Genomic DNA, 18,835 nt, shown 5'->3' on the forward strand with positions numbered 1-18,835 from the left:
CGGGACGCTCAATCGCGATCGGGCGCGCCGAGCGGGAAATAGGCGCGATACGGCCGCGCCTCCTCGACGCAGCGCGCGACCGCCGGATGCGCGAGCAATCGGGCGCGATAGGCGCGCAGATTCTCGCAGCCTTCCGGGATGGGATGAACCCAGTCGGCGTAGAACAGCGACGGGGCCGCCGCGCAGTCGGCCAGCGTGAAGCCATGCGGCGTCGCCCAGCCGCCGCCCGCCAGCTCCTTGTCGAGCCAGCCATAGACGGTATCGAGCGCCGCCTTCGACTGGTCGACGATCATCGGCACATGATGGTCGGGCCCGCGGATCGCGTCGGCGACCACCGCCTGCATCCGGCCCATCACATGATTGTCGAAGATGCGGTCGAACAGCCGCACCTTCAGCGCCGCCTCGAAATCGGTGGGGATCATCCGCGGCTCGGACACCAGATGGTCGAGATATTCGATGATGATCGACGATTCGAACCAGGGCACGCCATCGTGGACGAGCAGCGGGAACTGCCCCACCGGCCAATGCGCCTTCAGCTCGGGCATATGGCCGGGGAACGCCGGGTCGACCGAACGATAGTCGAATTCGATCCCCTTCTCGTAAAGCGCGATCAGCGCCTTCCACGTATAGGAGGAAAAGGGGTGTCCGTAGAAGATCAGCATCGATTGCCTTCCCTGCGCGTCAGCCGGCACCGACGGCTTCGCCTTTCAGCGCCGCCTCGATCTTTGCGATGTCGATCTTCTTCATCGTCATCATCGCGTCCATCGCGCGCTTGGCTGCGGCGCGGTCCGGGTCGGTCATCGCGCGCGTCAGCGCGCGCGGGGTGATCTGCCAATTGACCCCCCATTTGTCCTTGCACCAGCCGCACATGCTTTCCTCGCCGCCATTACCCACGATCGCGTTCCAGTAGCGGTCGGTCTCTTCCTGCGTGTCGGTGTTGATCACGATCGAAAAGGCTTCGTCCGGCCGGAATGCCGGCCCGCCGTTGATCGCGATGAAGGGGATGCCCATCACGGTGAATTCGACCGTCAGCACATCGCCTTCCTTGCCGTCGGGATAGTCGCTCGGCGAGCGGGTGGCGGCGATGAATTCGCTGTCCGGAAAGGTCGCGGCATAGAATTTCGCCGCCGCCTCGGCGTCATGGTCGTACCACAGGCACATCGTCACCGGTTCGCTACCGTTGCTCATGATCCGTCTCCTTTGCTCGCGGCGCTCAGACCACCGGTTCGCCGCGCACCGCGGCCTCGATCGTCGCGATGTCGATCTTCTTCATCCCCATCATCGCCTCGAACGCGCGCTTGGCCGCGGCGCGGTCGCTGCCGGTCGTCGCGTCGGTGAGCGCGCGCGGGGTGATCTGCCACGACACGCCCCATTTGTCCTTGCACCAGCCGCACACGCTTTCCTGACCGCCATTGCCCACGATCGCGTTCCACAGCCGGTCGGTCTCCTCCTGCGTGTCGGTGTGGACCTGGAAGGAGAAGGCCTCGCTATGCTTGAAGATCGGCGGGCCGTTGAGCCCGACGCACGGCGTACCGAGCAGCGTGAACTCGACCGTCTGCACATCGCCCTCCTTGCCGCCCGGCGAATCCGCCGGCGCGCGGTTCACCGCGCCGACATGGCTGTCGGCAAAGGTCTTGGCATAAAAGGCCGCGGCCTCCTCGGCATCGCCTTCGTACCAGAGGCACAGGGTCATCGGGGTCTTCGTCATCGTCTCTCTCCTGAGTTTTCTTGGGGGGGATTATGCTTTGCGCGGGCCGACGAAGCCGATCGGCGCACCCTCGGGGTCGATCGCGTTCATCGCATATTCGCCGCCGGGGATTTCCATCGGTTCGTTGGTGATGGTGCCGCCGTTCGCGGCCACCGCATCGCGCGCCCGGTCGATATCGTCGACGCCGATGTAGAAATTCCACACCGGCACCGGATAGCCCTCCATCAACGGCATCACCGCGCCCAGCCCGACATCGCCGCGCTGGATGAAGCGATAGGCGCCAAGCTCGCCCATCGGCATCTCGCCTTCCTGGCGCCAGCCGAAATGCTTTTTGTAAAAGGCGATGGCGCCGTCGGGGTCGCTCGTCGCAAGCTCGTTCCAGCGCATATGCTGCGCCCGATCGGCCGAAAACACGTCGCTTTCGCCGCCGCCCTCGGGCGGGATCGGGTCCATGATATAGAAGGGCGCGCCCTGCGGGTCGCTGACCATCGCGATGCGCCCGACGGGCAGGTCGGTCGCCGGCATGTGCACCGCGCCGCCATCGGCCTTGATCGCGTCGATCGCCTTGTCGACATCGGCGACATGCAGATAGCCGAGCCAGCCCGGCCGCGCCCCGCCCGCGATCATGTCGGCGTTCAGCGCCAGCACCCCGCCGGCGTTGCCGCCGTCGGCGCGCCCGATCATCCGATAATCCATGTCGCCCGCCGCCGGATCGCGCTCCGGCGCGATCGTCCAGCCGACCACCGCGCCGTAAAAGCGCGCCGCGCCCGCCGGGTCGGGGGTCATCAGTTCGTACCAGATGAAGTTCGATGCGTCGTTCATCGTCTCTCTCCTCGATCTTGATCGTCAGTAAGTCAGGCTCGGGAACCAGTCGCCGCGTCCTTCGGGCGTCATGTCGAGCAGCCCCCACAGCGGATCGACCAGGTCGCCCGCGCGGTGGTGCTGGCCGGGATCCTCGGGCGCATAGGCCATCTCGCTCGCCCAGACGTGGCGGATGACACCGCCATCGCGGTGAAAGACGTTGAAGATCGTCTCGTCCCAATTTTCGCCCGGCTTCATGCCATGCTCGGCGCGCTTGGCGTCGCTCAGCTTCGACGTGTCGCCGAAATAGTCGGCCGAATAACGCCCATCGACATCGGACAGGAAGACAAGGTGCGGCCAGCGCCGGTCCTTCGCCCAGGCTTCGAGCCGCGCGATCGGCGATTTCGCCACGACATAGAGCGGCGCCCGTTGCCCGACATGGCGCGCGCTGCCGTCGATCGCGTCGAGCATATGCGTGCAGCCGTTGCACGGCTTGTCGCGCTCGGGTCCGAACATGAAGCTTTGCAGGATGATGCTCGGCTTGCTGTCGAACAGCGCGGAGAGCGTCACCCGCTCGGGCCGCTGATCGGCGCCGATCCGCTCGAAACCATAATCCTCGGGCACTTCGCCGCCGGGCGGCAGCGCGCGGCGTTTCGCCGCCACCGCCTCGATCTGCCGGCGCAGCGCGATCTCGTCGGCAAGCAACTCGGCGCGCGCCGCGCGATATTTCGGGCTCTCGTTCGGGAAGGACAGATGTTGCATGTCTTTTCCTTTCATTCCGGGGAGGGGGTGGCGTTGATATCGAGCATCTCGACGCGCTCGACGCTTCTGCTCACCCTGCATATCCCTTCGTCGTTTCGATCGGCGGGGCGCGAAAGTCCATCGCCGCCCATGCCGTCAGCAGCCGCCACATGAATTTGCCCGACGGCGTGCGGTAATTGGGGATGTCGCCCGGCAATTCGGTGCCGTCCGGCCGGTCACCGACGATCGTCCGCATTTCGGCCGCCGGCCGCTCTTCTGCGGCGATGCGGTCCGAATAGACGCTGAGCCAATGCCCCTTGGTGAATTCGAGCGCGATCGGCGCGTGACAGCATCGCGCGACAAAGCGCCGCGTGGGCGACTCGGGGGTCAGCCGATGCTCGTCGAGCCGGTCCGATCCCGACAGCCATTCGATCCGGTCCTTGCGCATCAGGACATAGGGCGTGCCGCCATCGGCGCCGACGACCTCCGGCGCGCCGGGCACGGCCGCGAAACGCCGGCCCGCTTGCTGGCAGCTCTGGCAGTAACAGGTCGCCGCAACGATCGGCTTGCCGCTCAGCTCCAGCGTCACCGCGCCGCACCGGCACGATGCGGTGCGCTTGATATCGCGATCGTCGGTCCCGGCCGTCACGCCGATGCCTCCAGCGCGGCCATCGCCTCGGCGATCCTCACCGGCGCCTTGGGGCGCGCGTACATCGCATCCAGATAGGCGCGGAGCGCGGGGGCGTCGCCCAGCAGTCCTTCCTCCCGCGCCCAGTCGAGGGTGAAGGCGGCGTTGAAATCGGCCACCGTGACCTGCTCGCCGACGACGAAGTCGCGCCCCTGCATATGCTGCTCGAACACCGCGACCATGCGCTCGCCGTCGCGCTTCGCCAGCGCGATTTCGTCGTCCGATTTCTCGTCCGCCGCATAGAGGAAGCTATGCAGCGCGATCCGCCACAGCGGTGCTTCGATCTCGGTCATCAGGAAGAACAGCCAGTGATACATCAGGCCGCGGCCTTCCGGTGCATCGGGGATCAGCCCGCCGCCCGGGAAGCGGTCGCCATATTTGTCGGCGAGATAGAGCTGGATCGCGGCGGACTCGCTCACCACCAGGTCGCCGTCGACCAGCACCGGCAGCTTTGCCGCCGGGTTGAGCGCGAGGAACTCGGGCGTCCGCTGCTCGCCGGCGCCCAGATCGACCGGGATCATTTCATGCGGCAGGTCGAGCTCGTTCAGCAGCCACAGCGCGCGCAGCGCGCGGGTGGGGGGCGTGCCATAAAGTTTGATCATCTTGTCGTCGTCCTTTCGCTCCTCCCTGTGGCGCAGCCATGGGGAGGTGGCAGCGGCGAAGCCGCTGACGGAGGGGCAATGGCGCGAGGTCGCGGCCCCTCCACCATCCTTCGGATGGTCCGCCTCCCCACCGCTTCGCGGCAGGGAGGAACAGAGCATCACGCCTCGACGATCGGCTCGAATCCGCCATAGATCATGCGCGCGCCGTCGAACGGGTTGGTCGCAGGATCATGCTTCATCCGCTCGTCGGTCATCATCTTTTCCCAGCCGGCGACCCGCGCTTCCTTGCTCGGCCATTCGACCCAGCTATAGACGATGCTCTCGCCGTCCTTCTTGTGCGCGGCGCGGGCATAATCGGTGACCTTGCCGTCGGGGACATCGTCGCTCCACGCCTCGACGACGCGCGTCGCGCCATAATCGATGAAAACGGCCGACATCTTCTGCGCCAGCTTGCGATAGGCTTCCTTGTTGCCGTCGGGGACGGGGACGATATAGCCGTCGGCATAGCCGAGCTTGCCTTCAGCGCGCTCGTCGACGATCGAATCGAAGCCACCATAGATCATCCGCATTCCATCGAACGGCATGGTTTCGCCCATATTCTTCATCCGCGGGTCGCTGCGCATCTTCGCGTTTGCGGCATCGCGCGTCGCCTTGTCGGGATATTCGAACCAGCTGAACACGACGGTTTCGTCGGGTTTCGCCTGCACTGCGCCCTTGAAGTCGTTCACCTTGCCGTCGGGGACGTCGTCGCCCCAGCATTCGACCATGCGCGTCACGCCGAATTCCTTGAACAGCGGCGCCGCGTCGGCCGCATGCTTGTAATAAACATCCTTGTTGGCGGTGGGCACCGCGGCGACAAATCCTTCTACATAGGTCATCTTCTCTCTCCTTCGGGGGGTTGGAGTCGTTTTCAGGCGGGCGGACCCGCCTCTTCGCTGAACGCGGCAAGCTGCGCCGCCAGCGCCTTCTGGAACGCCGGACGCGCGAGGCAGCGGTCGAGATAGGCCTGCAATCGCGGCTGCTCGGCGATCAGCCCGGCCTCGACGCCTTCGCGCAGCACGGTCGCCATCGCGATGTCGGCGACCGTGAAGTCATCGACCAGATATTGCTTGTCGCCCATCGCGTCGTTGAGGCGGCCCAGCCGGCCCTGGATGAACTCGATCAGGCTCGGGCGGCGCAGCTTCGCCCATTCCTCGTCTTTCGCGAACAGATCGACATTGCCCAGCTCGAACAGCATCGGCTCGACGCTGTTATAGGCGGCGAACAACCAGGCGAGCGTGCTCGCGCGCGTCTGGGGATCGCGCGGCATCAGGCGCGCGTCCTTTTCCGCGAGGTGGAGCAGGATCGCGCCGCTTTCGAACAATCGCACGCCATTGTCGCACAGCACGGGGACCTGCCCCCACGGCTGGAACAGGAAATGGTCGGCGGGGCGGTTGATCGCGCTGATCAGATGTTCGGCATAATCGAGGCCGATTTCCTCGCACGCCCAGCGCGGGCGCAGGTCGCGGACATAGCCGCGCGCGAAGTCGGGAACCCAGTCGAAGGCGGTGACTTCAAGCTTGCTCTCGGGATTGACGGGCATGGGGAACTCCTCTCGCTTTTCTTGTGGGGGGTCAAAAGGACGGCGGCGGCGGCGCCTTGTCGTCGAGAAAGGGCACGACCATCGCCGTGATCGCCGGGATTTCGCCCATGATCCCGATGTGCGAGGTCGCGGGCAGGATCGCGAGGCGCGCCTTCGGCGCCGCGGTCAGGAAACCCTGCGTCGCGGCGGCGACGTCGCCGCCGCCGCGCAGCTTGAACAGGGCGATCGCATGGTCGAGCGTCACGCCGTCGGCGTCGCCGATGATCACCATCGTCTTGCCGGGGATTGCGCGGACGGCGGCGTCGGACCAGCCGAACGGTGTCGCGTCGAGCGACTTGATGTTCGCGACGAGCGTCGGGAATTTGTCGGGCGCGGGCGACAGGCGCCGATATTCGGTGTCGATCGGGCTGCCCGCGAAGATGTCGGGGGTCAATTTGGCGATGCCCGCCAGCACTTCGGGATACCAGCCTTCGAGGCGCGAGGTCGCCGACAGGATGACCTGCTTGCCGACCTTGTCGGGATGCCCGACCGCCAGCGCGACCGCGGTCGAACCGCCCATTGAATAGCCGAGCACGTCGGCCTTTGCGACGCCGAGCTTGTCGAGCACGGTGGCGGCATCGTCGGCCATGCGATCATAGCTCAGCGGCGTGTCGACGCCGCCCGAACGGCCATGGCCGCGCGCATCGATCGCGATCACCGGCCGCGATGCGGCGAGCGGGTCGATCAGCGGTTTCATCGCGTCGGCGGACATGAAGGCGCCGTGCAGGATCAGCAGCGGAGTGCGGCCCGATGCAAGGTCGCCGTGCACCTGATAATGGATCGCGGCGCCGGCGACATCGACATGCCCGCTTTGCCCGGCCCTCGCGGCCGGTTGGCTCGCGCCGGGGGTTTGCGCCGCCGCGGGCTGCGCCGCTGCTGCGATCGTCGCCGCGACCGCGATCATCGCGAAGGCGGAGGCAAGCGCGGGGAGGGGAGAGCGTCGGGTCATCGAATCATCCTCTTGTTGACTAGACGGCGCCTAGGCGCGTTTGCCTTTGAAATAGGCGACGAGGCCCATCGCGTGGCCGTGGCCGAGGTCGAAATCGGCTTTCAGCCAGTCGATGACCTGTCCCGCCTTCACCCCGGACGCGAGGCCCTTTTCGTCGGCGAGGCCCTTGTCGATCGCCAGCGCGTGGAGCGCGGCGGGCGACTGGCCCGTCTTGGCTTCGATATTGGTCATATAGGCCTGGAAACTCATCGCTCAGACCCTCCCTGCGGCGGGATGGACCAGCAAGCGCAATGCGGGCGAACGTAGCCACAGACCCGCCCAAAGCATCACGCCCAGATAGACGCCGAACAAGGTGTGGCTGAACATCGGGCTGCCGATACGCAGGTGGGTCGCGATCGCGCCGCCGAGATAGCCGGTGATCAGGATCGCGCCGAGCACCGCGGTGCGCGGCCAGATATAAAGCAGCGTCGGGATCAGCAGCAGGATGCCGAGCATATACATCGTGCCGACATCGAGCGGCCAGCCGAGGCCGGGCGGGCTATATTTGATCGCGACCTCGGGCGCCGCGAGCTTGAGCCCGGCATCGAAGAGGAGGAAGAGGATCACAAGGCCGCTCAGGACGCGGCCGGCGATCAGCTGACCCTTGCCGGGGACGATATCGGTCATTTCTCTTCCTCCTCCCTGTGGCCGGTTACGCCGTGGCTTCGGCCGGGGCGTCGGTCGGGATCGCGGTGGGGTCCATCCACATCACTTCCCAGATATGGCCGTCGGGATCCTCGAAGCTGCGGCCGTACATGAAGCCGAAATCCTGCGTCGGGGTCGGGTCGGCCTTGCCGCCCGCCTTGACCGCCTTGTCGACCTGTCCGTCGACCGCCTCGCGGCTGTCGGCCGAGACGCAGAGCAGGACCTGCGCGGTCGTGCGCGCGTCGGGGATCGCCTTCGACGTGAAGGTCGCCCATTTTTCATGCGTCAGCAGCATGACGTGGATCGACCCTTCCTCGACGACCATGCACGCGGCGGTGTCGTCGGTGAAGGCGGGGTTGTTCGCCGCGCCGACCGCCTCGTAAAAGGCTTTCGACTTCTCAAGGTCGGTGACCGGCAGGTTCACGAAAATCATCTGGGGCATCGTCTTCTCTCCTTGGGGGGTGGTGGGTGTTGAAGTCAGCGTGCGCGGCGCGCGGCCGCAATTACCTGGCGCATCATGCCGCGCCTCCGCGCCCGAACAGCATCCGGACATAACGCTTCAGGTGCGTGACGGTCCCGCGCGCGATCGCCGGGTCGTTCGTCGTTTTGGCCAGGACGAAGGCGCCCTGCAGCACCGACTGGACATGCTGCGCCAGCCCGATCGCGGTGACGTCCGCGGGCACCTCGTACAGGTCCATCGCGGCCTGGATGTCGGGGGCGAGCGCCTCGCAATAGGCGTTGATGCTCGCCTCGCACGCGGCGCGGATCCGGTCGCTCGTCGCATAGGCTTCCTGCACCATCGTGCCGACGAAGCAGGTGTAATCTTCGGTGGGCCCGTCGAGCATCGACAGGCGGAAATCGATATGGCCGAGCAGCCGGTCGAGCGGATCGTCGAGGTGGACGTGCGGCGCCAGCTCGAACATCGGGCGCGCGCGGTCGGTCCAGCCCTCGGCGGCCGCCACCGCCAGCTCTTCCTTCGACGCGAAGTGGTGGAAGAAGGCGCCCTTGGTCACGCCCGCCGCCGCGCAGATCTGGTCGACTGTCGTCGCCGAATAGCCCTGCCTGCGCACCGTGGCATGCGCCGCGGCGATCAGCTTCGCCCGCGCGCTGCCGCGCGGCGCGCGCTCGCCCGGGGTGCCGCCGCCCGCCGGGGGGACGGTGCGGGCGGCGGCTGCGGGAGTCGCGGGGGAGGTCGGGGGCGTCTGATTCGTCGTCATGCGAATCGACATACCGACTGGTTGGTATGTTGTCAAACCCGCAATCGCCCCCACCCGCCGCGGCACCTTCGTAACCTTCCGAAAAAGACTCGACCTTCCCGCCACTTCGCCTAAAGAGGGCCTCGGAACAAAGGGGGCACATGGTGCTGTTCCGGGGGGAATATGGTCGCTGTCGTTTCAACCACCGCCTATCTCGGCATCGAAGCCCGCAGGGTCGAGGTGCAATGCCAGGTCACGCCGGGCGTCCCGCGCTTCGTCGTCGTCGGCCTGCCCGACAAGGCGGTCGGCGAAAGCCGCGAGCGCGTCCGCGCCGCGATCGCCGCGATCGGCCTGGCGCTCCCTCCCAAGGTCATCACCGTCAACCTCTCGCCCGCCGACCTGCCCAAGGAAGGCTCGCACTACGACCTGCCGATCGCGCTCGCGCTGCTCGGTGCGATGGGGGTGATCGATGCCGAGACGCTCGCCTCCTACGTCGTCGTCGGCGAGCTCGGGCTCGACGGGCGCGTCACGCCGTCGCCCGGCGTCCTGCTCGCCGCGATACATGCGGGCAGCGTGGAGCGCGGACTGATCTGCCCCGCCGCGCAGGGGTCGGAGGCGGCGTGGGCGGGCAATGTCGAGGTGATCGGCGCGCCCGACCTCCTGTCGCTGCTCAATCATTTCAAGGGCAATGCCCCGCTGACCCCGCCGGTCCCGGGCGAGGTCGAAATGCCCGCCCGCGCTGCCGACCTGTCGCAGGTCAAGGGACAGGAAACCGCGAAGCGCGCGCTCGAAATCGCCGCAGCAGGGGCGCATAATCTCATGATGTCGGGGCCGCCGGGCGCGGGCAAGTCGCTGATGGCGGCGTGCATGCCGGGTATCTTGCCCGACCTGACGCCCTCCGAAGCGCTCGAGGTATCGATGATCGCATCGGTCGCGGGAACGCTCGAAGGCGGACGCCTCGTCCGCGCGCGGCCGTTCCGCGCCCCGCACCATTCGGCCTCGATGCCTGCACTCGTCGGCGGTGGGCTGCGTGTGCGTCCGGGCGAAGTCAGCCTTGCGCATCTGGGCGTGCTCTTCCTCGACGAGCTGCCCGAATTCCAGCGCGGCGTGCTCGATTCGCTGCGCCAGCCGCTCGAAACGGGCGAGGTCAGCGTCGCGCGCGCCAATGCCCATGTTACCTTCCCCGCGCGCGTCCAGCTCGTCGCGGCGATGAACCCGTGCCGCTGCGGCCATCTCGGCGACCCGGCGCTCGCGTGCAGCCGCGCGCCGCGCTGCGCCGCCGACTATCAGGCGAAGCTGTCGGGGCCGCTGCTCGACCGCATCGACCTGCACGTCGAAGTACAGGCGGTGAGCGCCGCCGACCTCGTCCTGCCGCCCCCCGCCGAAGGCAGCGCCGAGGTCGCGGCGCGCGTTGCGGCGGCGCGCGATGTGCAAACCCGGCGCTATGCGGAGCACAAGGCGCGCACCAATGCCGAAATCGACGGCGAGCTGCTCGAAGCCGTCGCGACGCCCGATGAAGCCGGGCGCAAGCTGCTCGCGCAAGCCGCCGAGGCGATGCGGCTGTCGGCGCGGGGCTATACGCGTATCCTTCGCGTCGCACGGACGATCGCCGACCTTTCGGGTGCCGAAACGGTTGGTCGCATCCATATCGCCGAGGCGCTGAGCTATCGCCGCCAAGCGCCGAGGAACTGATGGAAACCTTCGCGTTCGAGGCCGATATCATCGAATGGCGTGGACCCGCGCCCTTCCTTTTTGCCGCGATTCCCGACGAACATGTCGGCGCGATCCGTTATGCCGCGATGACGACGAGCTATGGCTGGGGCGTGGTCCCCGTCGTGGCAATCATCGGCGACACCGAATTCGCGACATCGCTCTTCCCGCGCGAAGGCGGTTACCTGTTGCCCGTCAAGCTCGTTGTGCAGAAAGCCGAAGGCGTCGGGCTCGGCGACCGGATCGCCGTCATTCTGCGGGTCGGCCGACCCGCCGCGCGCTGAAGTGAATTTGCTCCATGGCAAAGAATTCACAACACATTGATGCGATACTGCGGCGATGACTGCGTTGCGCGCTCTCGGGGAACCATGGTGCGGCCGGCCTTGGCTCGGCCTTTTTGCCATGCTTCTCGGCCTGATGGCGGTGCCGGCGCATGGACGGGCGCTCGACGTCGAGCGCGACCTCTGTCACGCGGTGAGCAGCGCCGGGCTGGGCGACGATGCCATGACCGGGCTTCGCTTTTCGTGCCGCGGAACGCCGACAGCTTATCAGCAGGGGAGCCTGTGGCTTCGTACCCCGATCGACGGCTCGGGGCCGCATCGTGGTCTGGCGCTGATGGTCCACAATTCGCGCTTCGACCGACTCGCGGTCGGCTTTTCCTATGCCGACGGCGCGACGCGCTGGCAGCAGGTGCGCAGCGGCGATTTCGGTTCGCACTGGCGCGCTGGCGGACAGATATTGTTCGAAGCACCTGCCCGCGGTGCGGCGCTCACGGCGGTGACAATGCGCTTCGACGGAATTTCGGGGCACCGGTTCGTGCAGGCGCGGATCGTCTCGAAGGACGAGGCGGGAATGCAATCGGCGGGCATGGCGGCGGCGGTCGGCGCCGCGCTGACCCTGCTGCTCGTCAGCTGCATTTACAGCATGTCGCTCGCGGTCGCGGTGCGCCGCCAATATCTCGCCTGGCAGGCGGCCTGGGCGGCGACGATGTTGCTCTGGGGTACGCTCTGGTCGCAGGCGCATCTGGCGCTCGTGCCTGCGATGGCGGGGGCTGTGACGGCACAGGCTGGCACTTTCCTCGCCTGCCTCGCCATCGCTGTTGCGACCGCGAGCGCGGTCACCGCGGTCGAACGCGGCACCGTGCCCAAGGGACTCCGGAGGACAGCGCTGTTTTTCGGGGTCGGCGTCGGCCTCGCGGGTGTTCCGCTGGCGCTCATCCGGGGCGGCAGCCTTGCCGGACTGGCAGATCTGCTCGGACTCCTCGTCATCGCCGACCTTGTCGCGGTCGTCGCCTATCTCGGCTGGGCTTGGCGGCGCGGGTCGATCGAGGCGCGCGATTTCCTCGGCGCCTGGGGGTTGCCCATGGCGGTGCTGGCATTCATCCACATCGTCGATGTCGAGGACGGCTTCTGGGGTGGCGGGTCAAAGCTCGTCGTGCTTGTCGCCGCGACGTGGCAGGCGCTGTGGCTCGCCGCCGCGGCGACGCGCCGGCTTGCTCACCTGCGGATCGAGCGCGACCATGCACGCGATGCCGAAGCGCAGGCGCAGCGGCTGGCGCGGCGCGATCCGCTGACGGGCTTGCCCAATCGCCGCGGCTTCATCGACAGCGTGACGCCGCTGCTCGATCGTGCGCGCACGGATAATCTGCCGGCTGCGCTGCTGCTCGTCGATATCGACCGCTTCAAGTCGATCAACGATATCTACGGCCATGATGCGGGCGACGTGGTGCTGTGCGGCATCGGCCGCCGGATCGAGCGCTGGGAAGGTCCGATGTGTACCGTCGCGCGACTCGGGGGCGAAGAGTTCGGTCTGCTGACGATCGGAATGGAGGGCATCATCCTCGGCCGCTTCGCCGAGAGTATCCGGCGCGGAATCGCCGCGTGCGATCATAGCGAGGCCGTGGGCGAGCGGTTGGTGACCGCGAGCGTCGGGGTCGCCGAAGTGCGCCCGGCGTGCGATTTCAAGCAGCTCTACCGTCTTGCCGACGAGGCCCTTTACGATGCCAAGCGCGGCGGCCGGAACAGGGTCGCCGTCCAGCGACACCAGAACAGCGCCGGCTTGCCATCCGGCCGCGAGATCGCCGTGTCGAAATGATCGTCGCCGCGCCTGTGCGCGGCTCCGATCAGAGTGCCACCGACTTGTTTTCGACGACTTCAAGCGGCGGCGGCGCCTTTGCCGTCATTGCGCCATGGCGGCGATGGCTGAGCTTGCCGTCGACCTTGCCGCCATTTTCGATCGTGATGCTCTCATAGACGACGTCGCCTGTGATCCGCGCGGTCGCATGGACGATCAGCGTCTTGGCTTCGATCGACCCGTCGAGCAGCCCCGCGATTTTCGCGGTTTCGGCGGTCACCGCACCCTTGATCTCGCTCGCTTCGCCCTGGACGAGGTTGGCGCATTTGAGGTCGCCCTCGATCTTGCCATCGACGTGCAGGTCGACACTGGCCGCCACATTGCCGGTGACGACGACGTCCGATCCCAGGATCGAAAAGGTCGTATGACGCGCGCCGGTCGCCATCTTAGCGGGCACCGCGGACGGCAGCGACGGAACCGACTCGCTGTCGGGCGTCGGCTTTGACTTCGAGAACATCGGCTTTTGCCTCCAGGAATCTGCGTGGATTGACCGCTTCGCCGTTCAGGCGGACTTCGAAATGCAGGTGGCTGCCGGTCGAGCGGCCGGTAGAGCCCATTTTGGCGATCTGCTGGCCGGCGGTGACCTGCGTGCCAACCTTGGTCGTGAAACCGGAAAGGTGCGCGTAGCGGGTCAGGATGCCCTGGCCATGATCGACCTCGACGACATTGCCATAGCCGGATTTCTGGCCGACGAAGCTGACGCGCCCCGGCGCCGCGGCGAGGATCGGGGTACCGATCGGACCGCGGAAGTCGAGCCCGGCGTGCATCGCGCCCGCGCCGGTGAAAGGATCGCTGCGATAACCAAAGCCCGACGACATCATCAGCACATTGGCGGGGTTGCCCGACGGAACCGCGACGAGCGTGCGTTCGAGCACTTCCATTCGGAACAGCGCGTTGTCGAGCGCCGCGAAGCTGGCGCCCAGCGCCTTCGCCTTGCCCATGCGACCGCGATAGGGGATGAACGGACCACCGCGCCCGGCCGCGGCATTGCGGACGAGCGAATCGGGGTTGAGGCCGAGCGCCGCGACCGCGGTTTCGGCTTTCGCCGCACGGCCCTTGACCGCGGCGAGAAGGCGCGCCGCGAAGGCTTCCTGTCGCGCTGCGACCCGCGCGAGGATCTGCGCTTCGGGCGGCAGGTTCGGGTCGATCGCGCTGGTCTTCACCGGTTCGGCCGGAACGGCGGTATGCCCGCCGGACTGCTGCGTCGCCGGTTCGGCGGGCATCGCGGCCGGATCGATCCCGAAATGGGTCTCTGCAACGCTTTCGAGAAGCGCCTGACGTTCTTCGAGATCGGCGGCGGTTTCGGCAACGCGATCACGATATTTTGCGATACGCGCCTCTCCCGCCGCCGCAGCGGCTTGCTGCTGCGCGACGGCGGCACGCTCGTCGACGGTAAGCAGCTGGTTGATCACTACGGCGAGCATGGTGCCTGCCCAAGCGAGCAGCACAAGGCCGGCGATCAGCGCGACGCGTTTCTGCCAGACGGCACTAACACGCAGGAATCGGACATGGCCGTGCGTGCGAACGAAGATTTCATGGTCCTGAAACAGCGCAGAGACGCGCTGGCGCAGATCGCGCAGGCCCGTTGTTTTCGACGACAAGTGGCGACCCCATCTTGTTTGTTTTGTGGAGCCCTCCGCCCCGATTGATGCGCGCCTTATCAGGCCGATCCGGCCCAAGCGAATCTTTGGACCCCGAGTCGGGTTGAATCGAAACCATCGCGCGGTGAACGGTGTCAACTTGGGTGAATACTGCCAATTTGGCGGGATTCGGCCGCCGAATCGGCCTTTTATATTGACGGCTTGCTTACCATTTTTGGCTAGCGCTAAGCGGGTGAATATCATGGCCGAATCCGATTCCCCCGTCCCGAACGAATCGCCGCGCGACGCGTCCGCGCCAGCCGCCGCGCGCCCGCCTTCGGCGGTCAGCGCCGGGGTCGGCATCGTCGGGCTAGCGGGGCTGGTTAGCTATTTGCTCATCGCACGGTTCGCGCCCGAAATCGCGGCTTTCCTTGGCATCGACTGGGGATCGCGCGGGTCGATGAGCGGACCGAATTCGGCGATTGCGAGCGTGCTCGCCTGCGGCGTGCCGATGGTGCTGTGGTCGGTTTTTGTCGACAAGGTGCATCGCAATCCGTCGACCGGAATCGACTGGTCGCAGCGCCGTCCGTGGCGCGAAACGCTCGACATCAGTCTGACCAAGCTCGCCGGAATGTGGGCGACATGGGGCCTGATCGCGCTGATCTATGCGACGATGCGCTATTATTGGGAGGGCAATTACGCCTTTTCGATGAACCTGCTCGAAACCGTGGCGCCGTGGCTGCTCCTCGTCTCGGTCCCCTATATGCTGTGGCTCGATCGCCGCATGATCGAGCCGCGCGACGGCTGCTGGCAATTCGGGCGTTGGCTGATCGCAGCCGGGCAGCCGGTCGATGGCAGGGCGATCGCGCATCATCTACGCGCTTGGGCGGTGAAGGGCTTTTTCACCGCCTTCATGCTCTCGATCGTTCCGGGCAATTTTTCGGCGCTGGTCACCGTGCCGATCAGCGAGGTCACCGCAAATCCCTATTTAACCGGGCTGTGGTCGATCAATTTCCTCTATCTGGTCGATGTCCACATTGCGACGGTCGGCTATATCCTGACCCTGAAGCCGCTCGACGCGCATATTCGCACCGCCAACCCCTATGGCATGGCGTGGGTCGCGGCGCTCGTCTGCTATCCGCCCTTCATCCTGATGAACGGGGGCCCGCTCGACTATCAGGTCAATGGCTCCGACTGGGGTTATTGGCTCGCCGGGCACGAGGGGCTGCTGATCGCCTGGGGTATTGCGCTGGTGCTGCTCACCGCGGTCTATAGCTGGGCGACGATGGCGTTCGGCATCCGCTTTTCGAATCTGACGCACCGCGGCGTCATCACGCACGGTCCGTATAAATACACCCGTCATCCAGCCTATATTTCAAAGAATATGACTTGGTGGATCGGCTCGCTGCCCTTTCTCGTGACCGCGGGCGGCTGGGTCGAGGGCGCGCGCAATGTCGCGTTGCTCGGGCTGGTCAGCGGCATCTATTACTGGCGCGCCAAGACCGAGGAGAAGCATCTCCTCGCCGATCCCGCTTATGTCGCCTATTGGAACTGGGCGCAGGCCAACGCTTTCATCCCGCGGCTGTTCGCCCGGATGACGGGCCGCGCGCGCCCGCTGATCCGGCTCGAACCCGACGAACGTGTCGGGCCCGTCGCCTAGCTTCCGTTCTTCCTAGTTCGAGACGCCGTGGCTTGCGGCGGCGGCTTCGGCTGCGCGGCGAGCCTGCAGATCGGCATGGGCCCGATTGATCACGCGCCACGCCTTTTCGCAGCGCTGCTGGTCGGAAGACCGCTCGCTGGCGCAAAGCCTGTCGAGCCGCGCGAGGATGGCTTTGGGGCTGTTGTCGCGAAGCGCAGGAAAGGCCCGGACATATTCTCCGGAGCTGTTGGAGCCGATGGTCGCGGCCGAATTGATATCGATGCCTTGCGCCGCGGCGCCGGCGGAAAACAGGGTGAGCGCGATCAGGCTGGCGGACAAACGGATCATCATCGACTCCTGCATCAGGCGGGTTTCATGTCCGTGATAACATGGAAGGATCGTGATGCGAAGCCCGGCCCGTGCGGCTTTGGATCCGCGCGGGCCGGGAGCTTTGGTCAGAATTTGAAGCCGGCCTCGACGCCCCAGATACGGGGTTCGTTGACGTAGCTGGTCAGGTTGTTGAAATCGATGCCGCCGGTCGGCGATTCATCATTGGTGATGTTGCGCACGAAGCCCGCGACGTCGAAGCGATCGGTGCGATAGCCGACACGCAGCCCGCCCTCGATCATCTTGTCGTCCGAAAATTCGACCGAGCGATAGAGGAAGAACTGGACCTTCGAACGATAATACCAGTCGGTAAAGGCATAGATGGCGCCGTCGCCGACGGGGATTTCATAGCCGGCGGTCCAGTTCAGCGTCCATTTCGGCGACTGCGGCAGCTGGTTGCCGTCGATCGAGAAGATGCCGGGGCTTCCCGGGCGCTGCGGGTCGAGCACGGTGCACGGCGTCGCCGAACCGCAGCCCGCGACGAAGGCATTGGCGTCGTCGATTTCGGCGACGTTCCAGGCGCCGCCGATCGAGAAGGTCAGCCCGCCTGCAGGCGCCGCTTGCAGTTCGGCCTCGATACCATGGCCCTTGGCATCGACGTTGAGCAGGCTCGCGACGTTCGCGGTGCCACCGACGGCGGTCAGCTGAAGATCCTTGGTGTCGAAGAAATAGCCGGTGAGGTTGAAGCGGACGCGGTCGTCGAGGAAAGCGGTCTTGATCCCCGCTTCATAGGACATCGTCTCTTCCTGGTCGGCGGTCGAGATCGTCCGCGCGAAGGTCAGGCGGCCCTGCACCGACGGCGCGCGATAGCCGCGTGCGACGCGGGCATAGAGCGTCAGCGCGTCCGACGCGTCATAGGTCGCGCTGGCGTCCCAGGTCAGCAGCTTGCCCTTGACCCGTGCGGCCTGCGGCGGGACCGGTGTGTTCGGGTTGACCACGAAGTCGGGGCGCGTCTCGACCGGGCGCGACGCGACGAAATCGCGCGTGTCGTGGTTGTAGCGCGCGCCGGCCTGCAACTTGAAGCCATTGTCGAATTCATAATTGACCGAGCCGAAGAGGCCGTAAGCCTCGCTGTCCTGGCGCTGGATCGCGATCGCCGACGGGGTCGCGTCGGTCGGACCGCCGAATTCGAAGCTCGAAATGTCGAGCTTTTCGTCGAAGTAGAAGGCGCCGAACTGATAGCCGAGCCCGCCGCTGTTGTTCGACGCGATGCGGATTTCCTGCGTGAACTGGTCGAGGCTCGGCACATTGTCCTGGCTCTGCGCCTGGAAGGGGATAAGTCCCGGACCCGATTCGGGCAGGAAAACCGCGCCGAAGCCGCCGTCGATGTCGCCCCGGCTCTTGAAATTGCCGTTCCAGTAGGAGGTGATCGAATAAGCGGTCACCGCGCCGAAATCATATTCGAGGTTGAGCGCGGCGTTATAGGTGTTGAGCTTCTGGAAGTTCAGCCCGTCCTGCCACACCTTGTCGCGTTCGAATTCGGTGCCCGCGCCGCCGAGGCCGACGAGCTTGTTGCTGCCCGGCAGCTGCGTATTGGCGCGGAAGATGATCGCCGAGCCGTCATAGACGCGGACCTGCCCGGTCACGCGGCCGGTGAAGGGGCCATTTTCATATTGCAGCTGGAGGCGCGCGGCGATGTCGTCATAGCCGCCAAGATCGTCCTTCTTGGTCGTCGCGATATTGTCGACCCAATTGTCGCGGTGCTGGAACAGGGTCGAGAGGCGGACCGAGAAGCCGCTGTCGTCGGCGGCGCCCGCCGCGACCTCGACCTGCGTGGTGCCATAGCGGCCATAGGAGGCGCGGGCGTAGCCGCCGGTCTTGCCGGGCTTGACGGTGTCGAACTTGACGATGCCTGCCGGCGTGTTGCGGCCGAACAGCGTGCCCTGCGGCCCGCGGAGGACCTCGACGCGGTCGAGGTCGAAGATCGGGAAACCCTTGAGGATCGGGTTTTCGAGGACGACGTCGTCATAGACGAGGCTGACCGGCTGCGACGCGTTGAGGTCGAAATCGGTGTTGCCGAGCCCACGGATATAGAAGCGGGGAAAGGTGCGCCCGAACGAGCTTTCGATGTTGAGGCTGGGGACGCGGCCCGCGAGCACGCGGACGTCGGCGCCGGTCGAGGTGATCGCGCCGAGCGTATCGCCCGACAGCACGCTGACCGAAACCGGCACGTCCTGAAGGCTTTCCTCGCGGCGTTGCGCGGTGACGACGATGTCGCCGAGACCGCTGTCTGCTTCGGCGGCGGGAGCGACGGATGCGTCCTGTGCGGCGGCCGGCGCGGCCCATGCGGCCGCAGCAAGAGCGAAACTTATAGCGGTAGCGGAAGGAAAGTGGCGCATGGCGAGCTTCCTGAAAATAGAGTTGACGATGGGAGAGCGGAAAACCAGCGTTCTTTG

The 18,835-nt window shown here is 66.2% G+C and carries 22 protein-coding genes; 4 read left to right on the top strand and 18 right to left on the bottom strand.

Annotated elements, in window-relative coordinates:
- Window positions 1-8: 8 nt before the first annotated feature.
- The 14 genes from HDC29_RS13450 to HDC29_RS13515 all read right to left on the bottom strand — a co-directional run bounded on the left by HDC29_RS13450 (window position 9) and on the right by HDC29_RS13515 (window position 9,011).
- Window positions 9-662, bottom strand: coding sequence for a glutathione S-transferase family protein (locus HDC29_RS13450; protein ID WP_218844534.1), 654 nt, complete (start codon window positions 660-662; stop codon window positions 9-11).
- 19 nt (window positions 663-681) lie between these two features.
- Window positions 682-1,188, bottom strand: coding sequence for a VOC family protein (locus HDC29_RS13455; protein ID WP_179498327.1), 507 nt, complete (start codon window positions 1,186-1,188; stop codon window positions 682-684).
- 25 nt (window positions 1,189-1,213) lie between these two features.
- The gene (locus HDC29_RS13460; RefSeq protein WP_179498329.1) at window positions 1,214-1,708 is read right to left on the bottom strand and encodes a VOC family protein; all 495 of its coding nucleotides are present in this window, start codon (window positions 1,706-1,708) and stop codon (window positions 1,214-1,216) included.
- 30 nt (window positions 1,709-1,738) lie between these two features.
- Entirely contained in the window at window positions 1,739-2,530 is a 792-nt protein-coding gene (locus tag HDC29_RS13465; protein ID WP_179498331.1) for a VOC family protein, read from the bottom strand.
- Window positions 2,531-2,554: 24 nt separating this feature from the next.
- Complete coding sequence (locus tag HDC29_RS13470) at window positions 2,555-3,271, bottom strand: DUF899 family protein (protein ID WP_179498333.1); 717 nt, start codon at window positions 3,269-3,271, stop codon at window positions 2,555-2,557.
- A gap of 70 nt (window positions 3,272-3,341) precedes the next feature.
- Window positions 3,342-3,899: a GFA family protein gene (locus HDC29_RS13475; RefSeq protein WP_218844536.1), complete on the bottom strand. Its 558-nt coding sequence runs from the start codon at window positions 3,897-3,899 to the stop codon at window positions 3,342-3,344.
- Complete coding sequence (locus tag HDC29_RS13480) at window positions 3,896-4,540, bottom strand: glutathione S-transferase family protein (RefSeq protein WP_179498335.1); 645 nt, start codon at window positions 4,538-4,540, stop codon at window positions 3,896-3,898. Before HDC29_RS13480 ends, HDC29_RS13475 begins: the two co-directional genes overlap by 4 nt.
- A 158-nt stretch (window positions 4,541-4,698) precedes the next feature.
- Window positions 4,699-5,418: a DUF1428 domain-containing protein gene (locus tag HDC29_RS19445; protein ID WP_179498337.1), complete on the bottom strand. Its 720-nt coding sequence runs from the start codon at window positions 5,416-5,418 to the stop codon at window positions 4,699-4,701.
- A 32-nt stretch (window positions 5,419-5,450) separates the two neighbouring features.
- Entirely contained in the window at window positions 5,451-6,122 is a 672-nt protein-coding gene (locus HDC29_RS13490) for a glutathione S-transferase family protein (RefSeq protein WP_179498339.1), read from the bottom strand.
- A 31-nt stretch (window positions 6,123-6,153) separates the two neighbouring features.
- Window positions 6,154-7,110: an alpha/beta fold hydrolase gene (locus HDC29_RS13495; protein WP_179498341.1), complete on the bottom strand. Its 957-nt coding sequence runs from the start codon at window positions 7,108-7,110 to the stop codon at window positions 6,154-6,156.
- 30 nt (window positions 7,111-7,140) lie between these two features.
- Window positions 7,141-7,359 (bottom strand): DUF4287 domain-containing protein, encoded by a 219-nt coding sequence (locus HDC29_RS13500; RefSeq protein ID WP_179498343.1) that lies wholly within the window; start codon window positions 7,357-7,359, stop codon window positions 7,141-7,143.
- Window positions 7,360-7,362: 3 nt separating this feature from the next.
- Window positions 7,363-7,776, bottom strand: coding sequence for a DoxX family protein (locus tag HDC29_RS13505; RefSeq protein ID WP_179498345.1), 414 nt, complete (start codon window positions 7,774-7,776; stop codon window positions 7,363-7,365).
- A gap of 25 nt (window positions 7,777-7,801) precedes the next feature.
- Window positions 7,802-8,236 (bottom strand): VOC family protein, encoded by a 435-nt coding sequence (locus HDC29_RS13510; RefSeq protein WP_179498347.1) that lies wholly within the window; start codon window positions 8,234-8,236, stop codon window positions 7,802-7,804.
- A 73-nt stretch (window positions 8,237-8,309) separates the two neighbouring features.
- On the bottom strand, window positions 8,310-9,011 hold the full coding sequence (locus HDC29_RS13515) for a TetR/AcrR family transcriptional regulator (protein ID WP_179498349.1): 702 nt from the start codon (window positions 9,009-9,011) through the stop codon (window positions 8,310-8,312).
- Between the two features lie 162 nt (window positions 9,012-9,173).
- Here HDC29_RS13515 and HDC29_RS13520 point away from each other — a divergent pair, with 162 nt between their 5' ends.
- The 3 genes from HDC29_RS13520 (at window position 9,174) to HDC29_RS13530 (ending at window position 12,794) form a co-directional block, all read left to right on the top strand.
- The gene (locus tag HDC29_RS13520) at window positions 9,174-10,682 is read left to right on the top strand and encodes a YifB family Mg chelatase-like AAA ATPase (RefSeq protein WP_179498351.1); all 1,509 of its coding nucleotides are present in this window, start codon (window positions 9,174-9,176) and stop codon (window positions 10,680-10,682) included.
- Window positions 10,682-10,984, top strand: coding sequence for a DUF1905 domain-containing protein (locus tag HDC29_RS13525; protein ID WP_179498353.1), 303 nt, complete (start codon window positions 10,682-10,684; stop codon window positions 10,982-10,984). Before HDC29_RS13520 ends, HDC29_RS13525 begins: the two co-directional genes overlap by 1 nt.
- Before the next feature lie 118 nt (window positions 10,985-11,102).
- On the top strand, window positions 11,103-12,794 hold the full coding sequence (locus tag HDC29_RS13530; RefSeq protein WP_257018278.1) for a GGDEF domain-containing protein: 1,692 nt from the start codon (window positions 11,103-11,105) through the stop codon (window positions 12,792-12,794).
- Window positions 12,795-12,822: 28 nt separating this feature from the next.
- On the opposite strand, the gene HDC29_RS13535 is transcribed toward HDC29_RS13530, so the two are convergent.
- On the bottom strand, window positions 12,823-13,218 hold the full coding sequence (locus tag HDC29_RS13535) for a polymer-forming cytoskeletal protein (protein ID WP_179498931.1): 396 nt from the start codon (window positions 13,216-13,218) through the stop codon (window positions 12,823-12,825).
- Between the two features lies 1 nt (window position 13,219).
- On the bottom strand, window positions 13,220-14,434 hold the full coding sequence (locus HDC29_RS13540; protein WP_179498357.1) for a M23 family metallopeptidase: 1,215 nt from the start codon (window positions 14,432-14,434) through the stop codon (window positions 13,220-13,222).
- Between the two features lie 241 nt (window positions 14,435-14,675).
- Here HDC29_RS13540 and HDC29_RS13545 point away from each other — a divergent pair, with 241 nt between their 5' ends.
- Entirely contained in the window at window positions 14,676-16,073 is a 1,398-nt protein-coding gene (locus tag HDC29_RS13545) for an isoprenylcysteine carboxylmethyltransferase family protein (RefSeq protein ID WP_179498359.1), read from the top strand.
- A 12-nt stretch (window positions 16,074-16,085) separates the two neighbouring features.
- On the opposite strand, the gene HDC29_RS13550 is transcribed toward HDC29_RS13545, so the two are convergent.
- Together HDC29_RS13550 and HDC29_RS13555 are read right to left on the bottom strand one after the other, a co-directional pair.
- The gene (locus HDC29_RS13550) at window positions 16,086-16,391 is read right to left on the bottom strand and encodes a hypothetical protein (RefSeq protein ID WP_179498361.1); all 306 of its coding nucleotides are present in this window, start codon (window positions 16,389-16,391) and stop codon (window positions 16,086-16,088) included.
- Between the two features lie 116 nt (window positions 16,392-16,507).
- Window positions 16,508-18,778: a TonB-dependent receptor gene (locus tag HDC29_RS13555; RefSeq protein ID WP_179498363.1), complete on the bottom strand. Its 2,271-nt coding sequence runs from the start codon at window positions 18,776-18,778 to the stop codon at window positions 16,508-16,510.
- Window positions 18,779-18,835 lie beyond the last annotated feature (57 nt).

Origin of the sequence: Sphingopyxis sp. JAI108 (genome assembly GCF_013410105.1) — a bacterium.
Classification (GTDB): Bacteria; Pseudomonadota; Alphaproteobacteria; order Sphingomonadales; family Sphingomonadaceae; genus Sphingopyxis; species Sphingopyxis chilensis.

What these genes read in the sequence shown, in the direction of transcription:
- HDC29_RS13450 (WP_218844534.1), bottom strand. Translation starts at nt 662, where the DNA reads ATGCTGATCTTCTACGGACACCCCTTTTCCTCCTATACGTGGAAGGCG.
- HDC29_RS13455 (WP_179498327.1), bottom strand. Translation starts at nt 1,188, where the DNA reads ATGAGCAACGGTAGCGAACCGGTGACGATGTGCCTGTGGTACGACCAT.
- HDC29_RS13460 (WP_179498329.1), bottom strand. Translation starts at nt 1,708, where the DNA reads ATGACGAAGACCCCGATGACCCTGTGCCTCTGGTACGAAGGCGATGCC.
- HDC29_RS13465 (WP_179498331.1), bottom strand. Translation starts at nt 2,530, where the DNA reads ATGAACGACGCATCGAACTTCATCTGGTACGAACTGATGACCCCCGAC.
- HDC29_RS13470 (WP_179498333.1), bottom strand. Translation starts at nt 3,271, where the DNA reads ATGCAACATCTGTCCTTCCCGAACGAGAGCCCGAAATATCGCGCGGCG.
- HDC29_RS13480 (WP_179498335.1), bottom strand. Translation starts at nt 4,540, where the DNA reads ATGATCAAACTTTATGGCACGCCCCCCACCCGCGCGCTGCGCGCGCTG.
- HDC29_RS19445 (WP_179498337.1), bottom strand. Translation starts at nt 5,418, where the DNA reads ATGACCTATGTAGAAGGATTTGTCGCCGCGGTGCCCACCGCCAACAAG.
- HDC29_RS13490 (WP_179498339.1), bottom strand. Translation starts at nt 6,122, where the DNA reads ATGCCCGTCAATCCCGAGAGCAAGCTTGAAGTCACCGCCTTCGACTGG.
- HDC29_RS13495 (WP_179498341.1), bottom strand. Translation starts at nt 7,110, where the DNA reads ATGACCCGACGCTCTCCCCTCCCCGCGCTTGCCTCCGCCTTCGCGATG.
- HDC29_RS13500 (WP_179498343.1), bottom strand. Translation starts at nt 7,359, where the DNA reads ATGAGTTTCCAGGCCTATATGACCAATATCGAAGCCAAGACGGGCCAG.
- HDC29_RS13505 (WP_179498345.1), bottom strand. Translation starts at nt 7,776, where the DNA reads ATGACCGATATCGTCCCCGGCAAGGGTCAGCTGATCGCCGGCCGCGTC.
- HDC29_RS13510 (WP_179498347.1), bottom strand. Translation starts at nt 8,236, where the DNA reads ATGCCCCAGATGATTTTCGTGAACCTGCCGGTCACCGACCTTGAGAAG.
- HDC29_RS13515 (WP_179498349.1), bottom strand. Translation starts at nt 9,011, where the DNA reads ATGACGACGAATCAGACGCCCCCGACCTCCCCCGCGACTCCCGCAGCC.
- HDC29_RS13520 (WP_179498351.1), top strand. Translation starts at nt 9,174, where the DNA reads ATGGTCGCTGTCGTTTCAACCACCGCCTATCTCGGCATCGAAGCCCGC.
- HDC29_RS13525 (WP_179498353.1), top strand. Translation starts at nt 10,682, where the DNA reads ATGGAAACCTTCGCGTTCGAGGCCGATATCATCGAATGGCGTGGACCC.
- HDC29_RS13530 (WP_257018278.1), top strand. Translation starts at nt 11,103, where the DNA reads ATGCTTCTCGGCCTGATGGCGGTGCCGGCGCATGGACGGGCGCTCGAC.
- HDC29_RS13535 (WP_179498931.1), bottom strand. Translation starts at nt 13,218, where the DNA reads ATGGCGACCGGCGCGCGTCATACGACCTTTTCGATCCTGGGATCGGAC.
- HDC29_RS13545 (WP_179498359.1), top strand. Translation starts at nt 14,676, where the DNA reads ATGGCCGAATCCGATTCCCCCGTCCCGAACGAATCGCCGCGCGACGCG.
- HDC29_RS13555 (WP_179498363.1), bottom strand. Translation starts at nt 18,778, where the DNA reads ATGCGCCACTTTCCTTCCGCTACCGCTATAAGTTTCGCTCTTGCTGCG.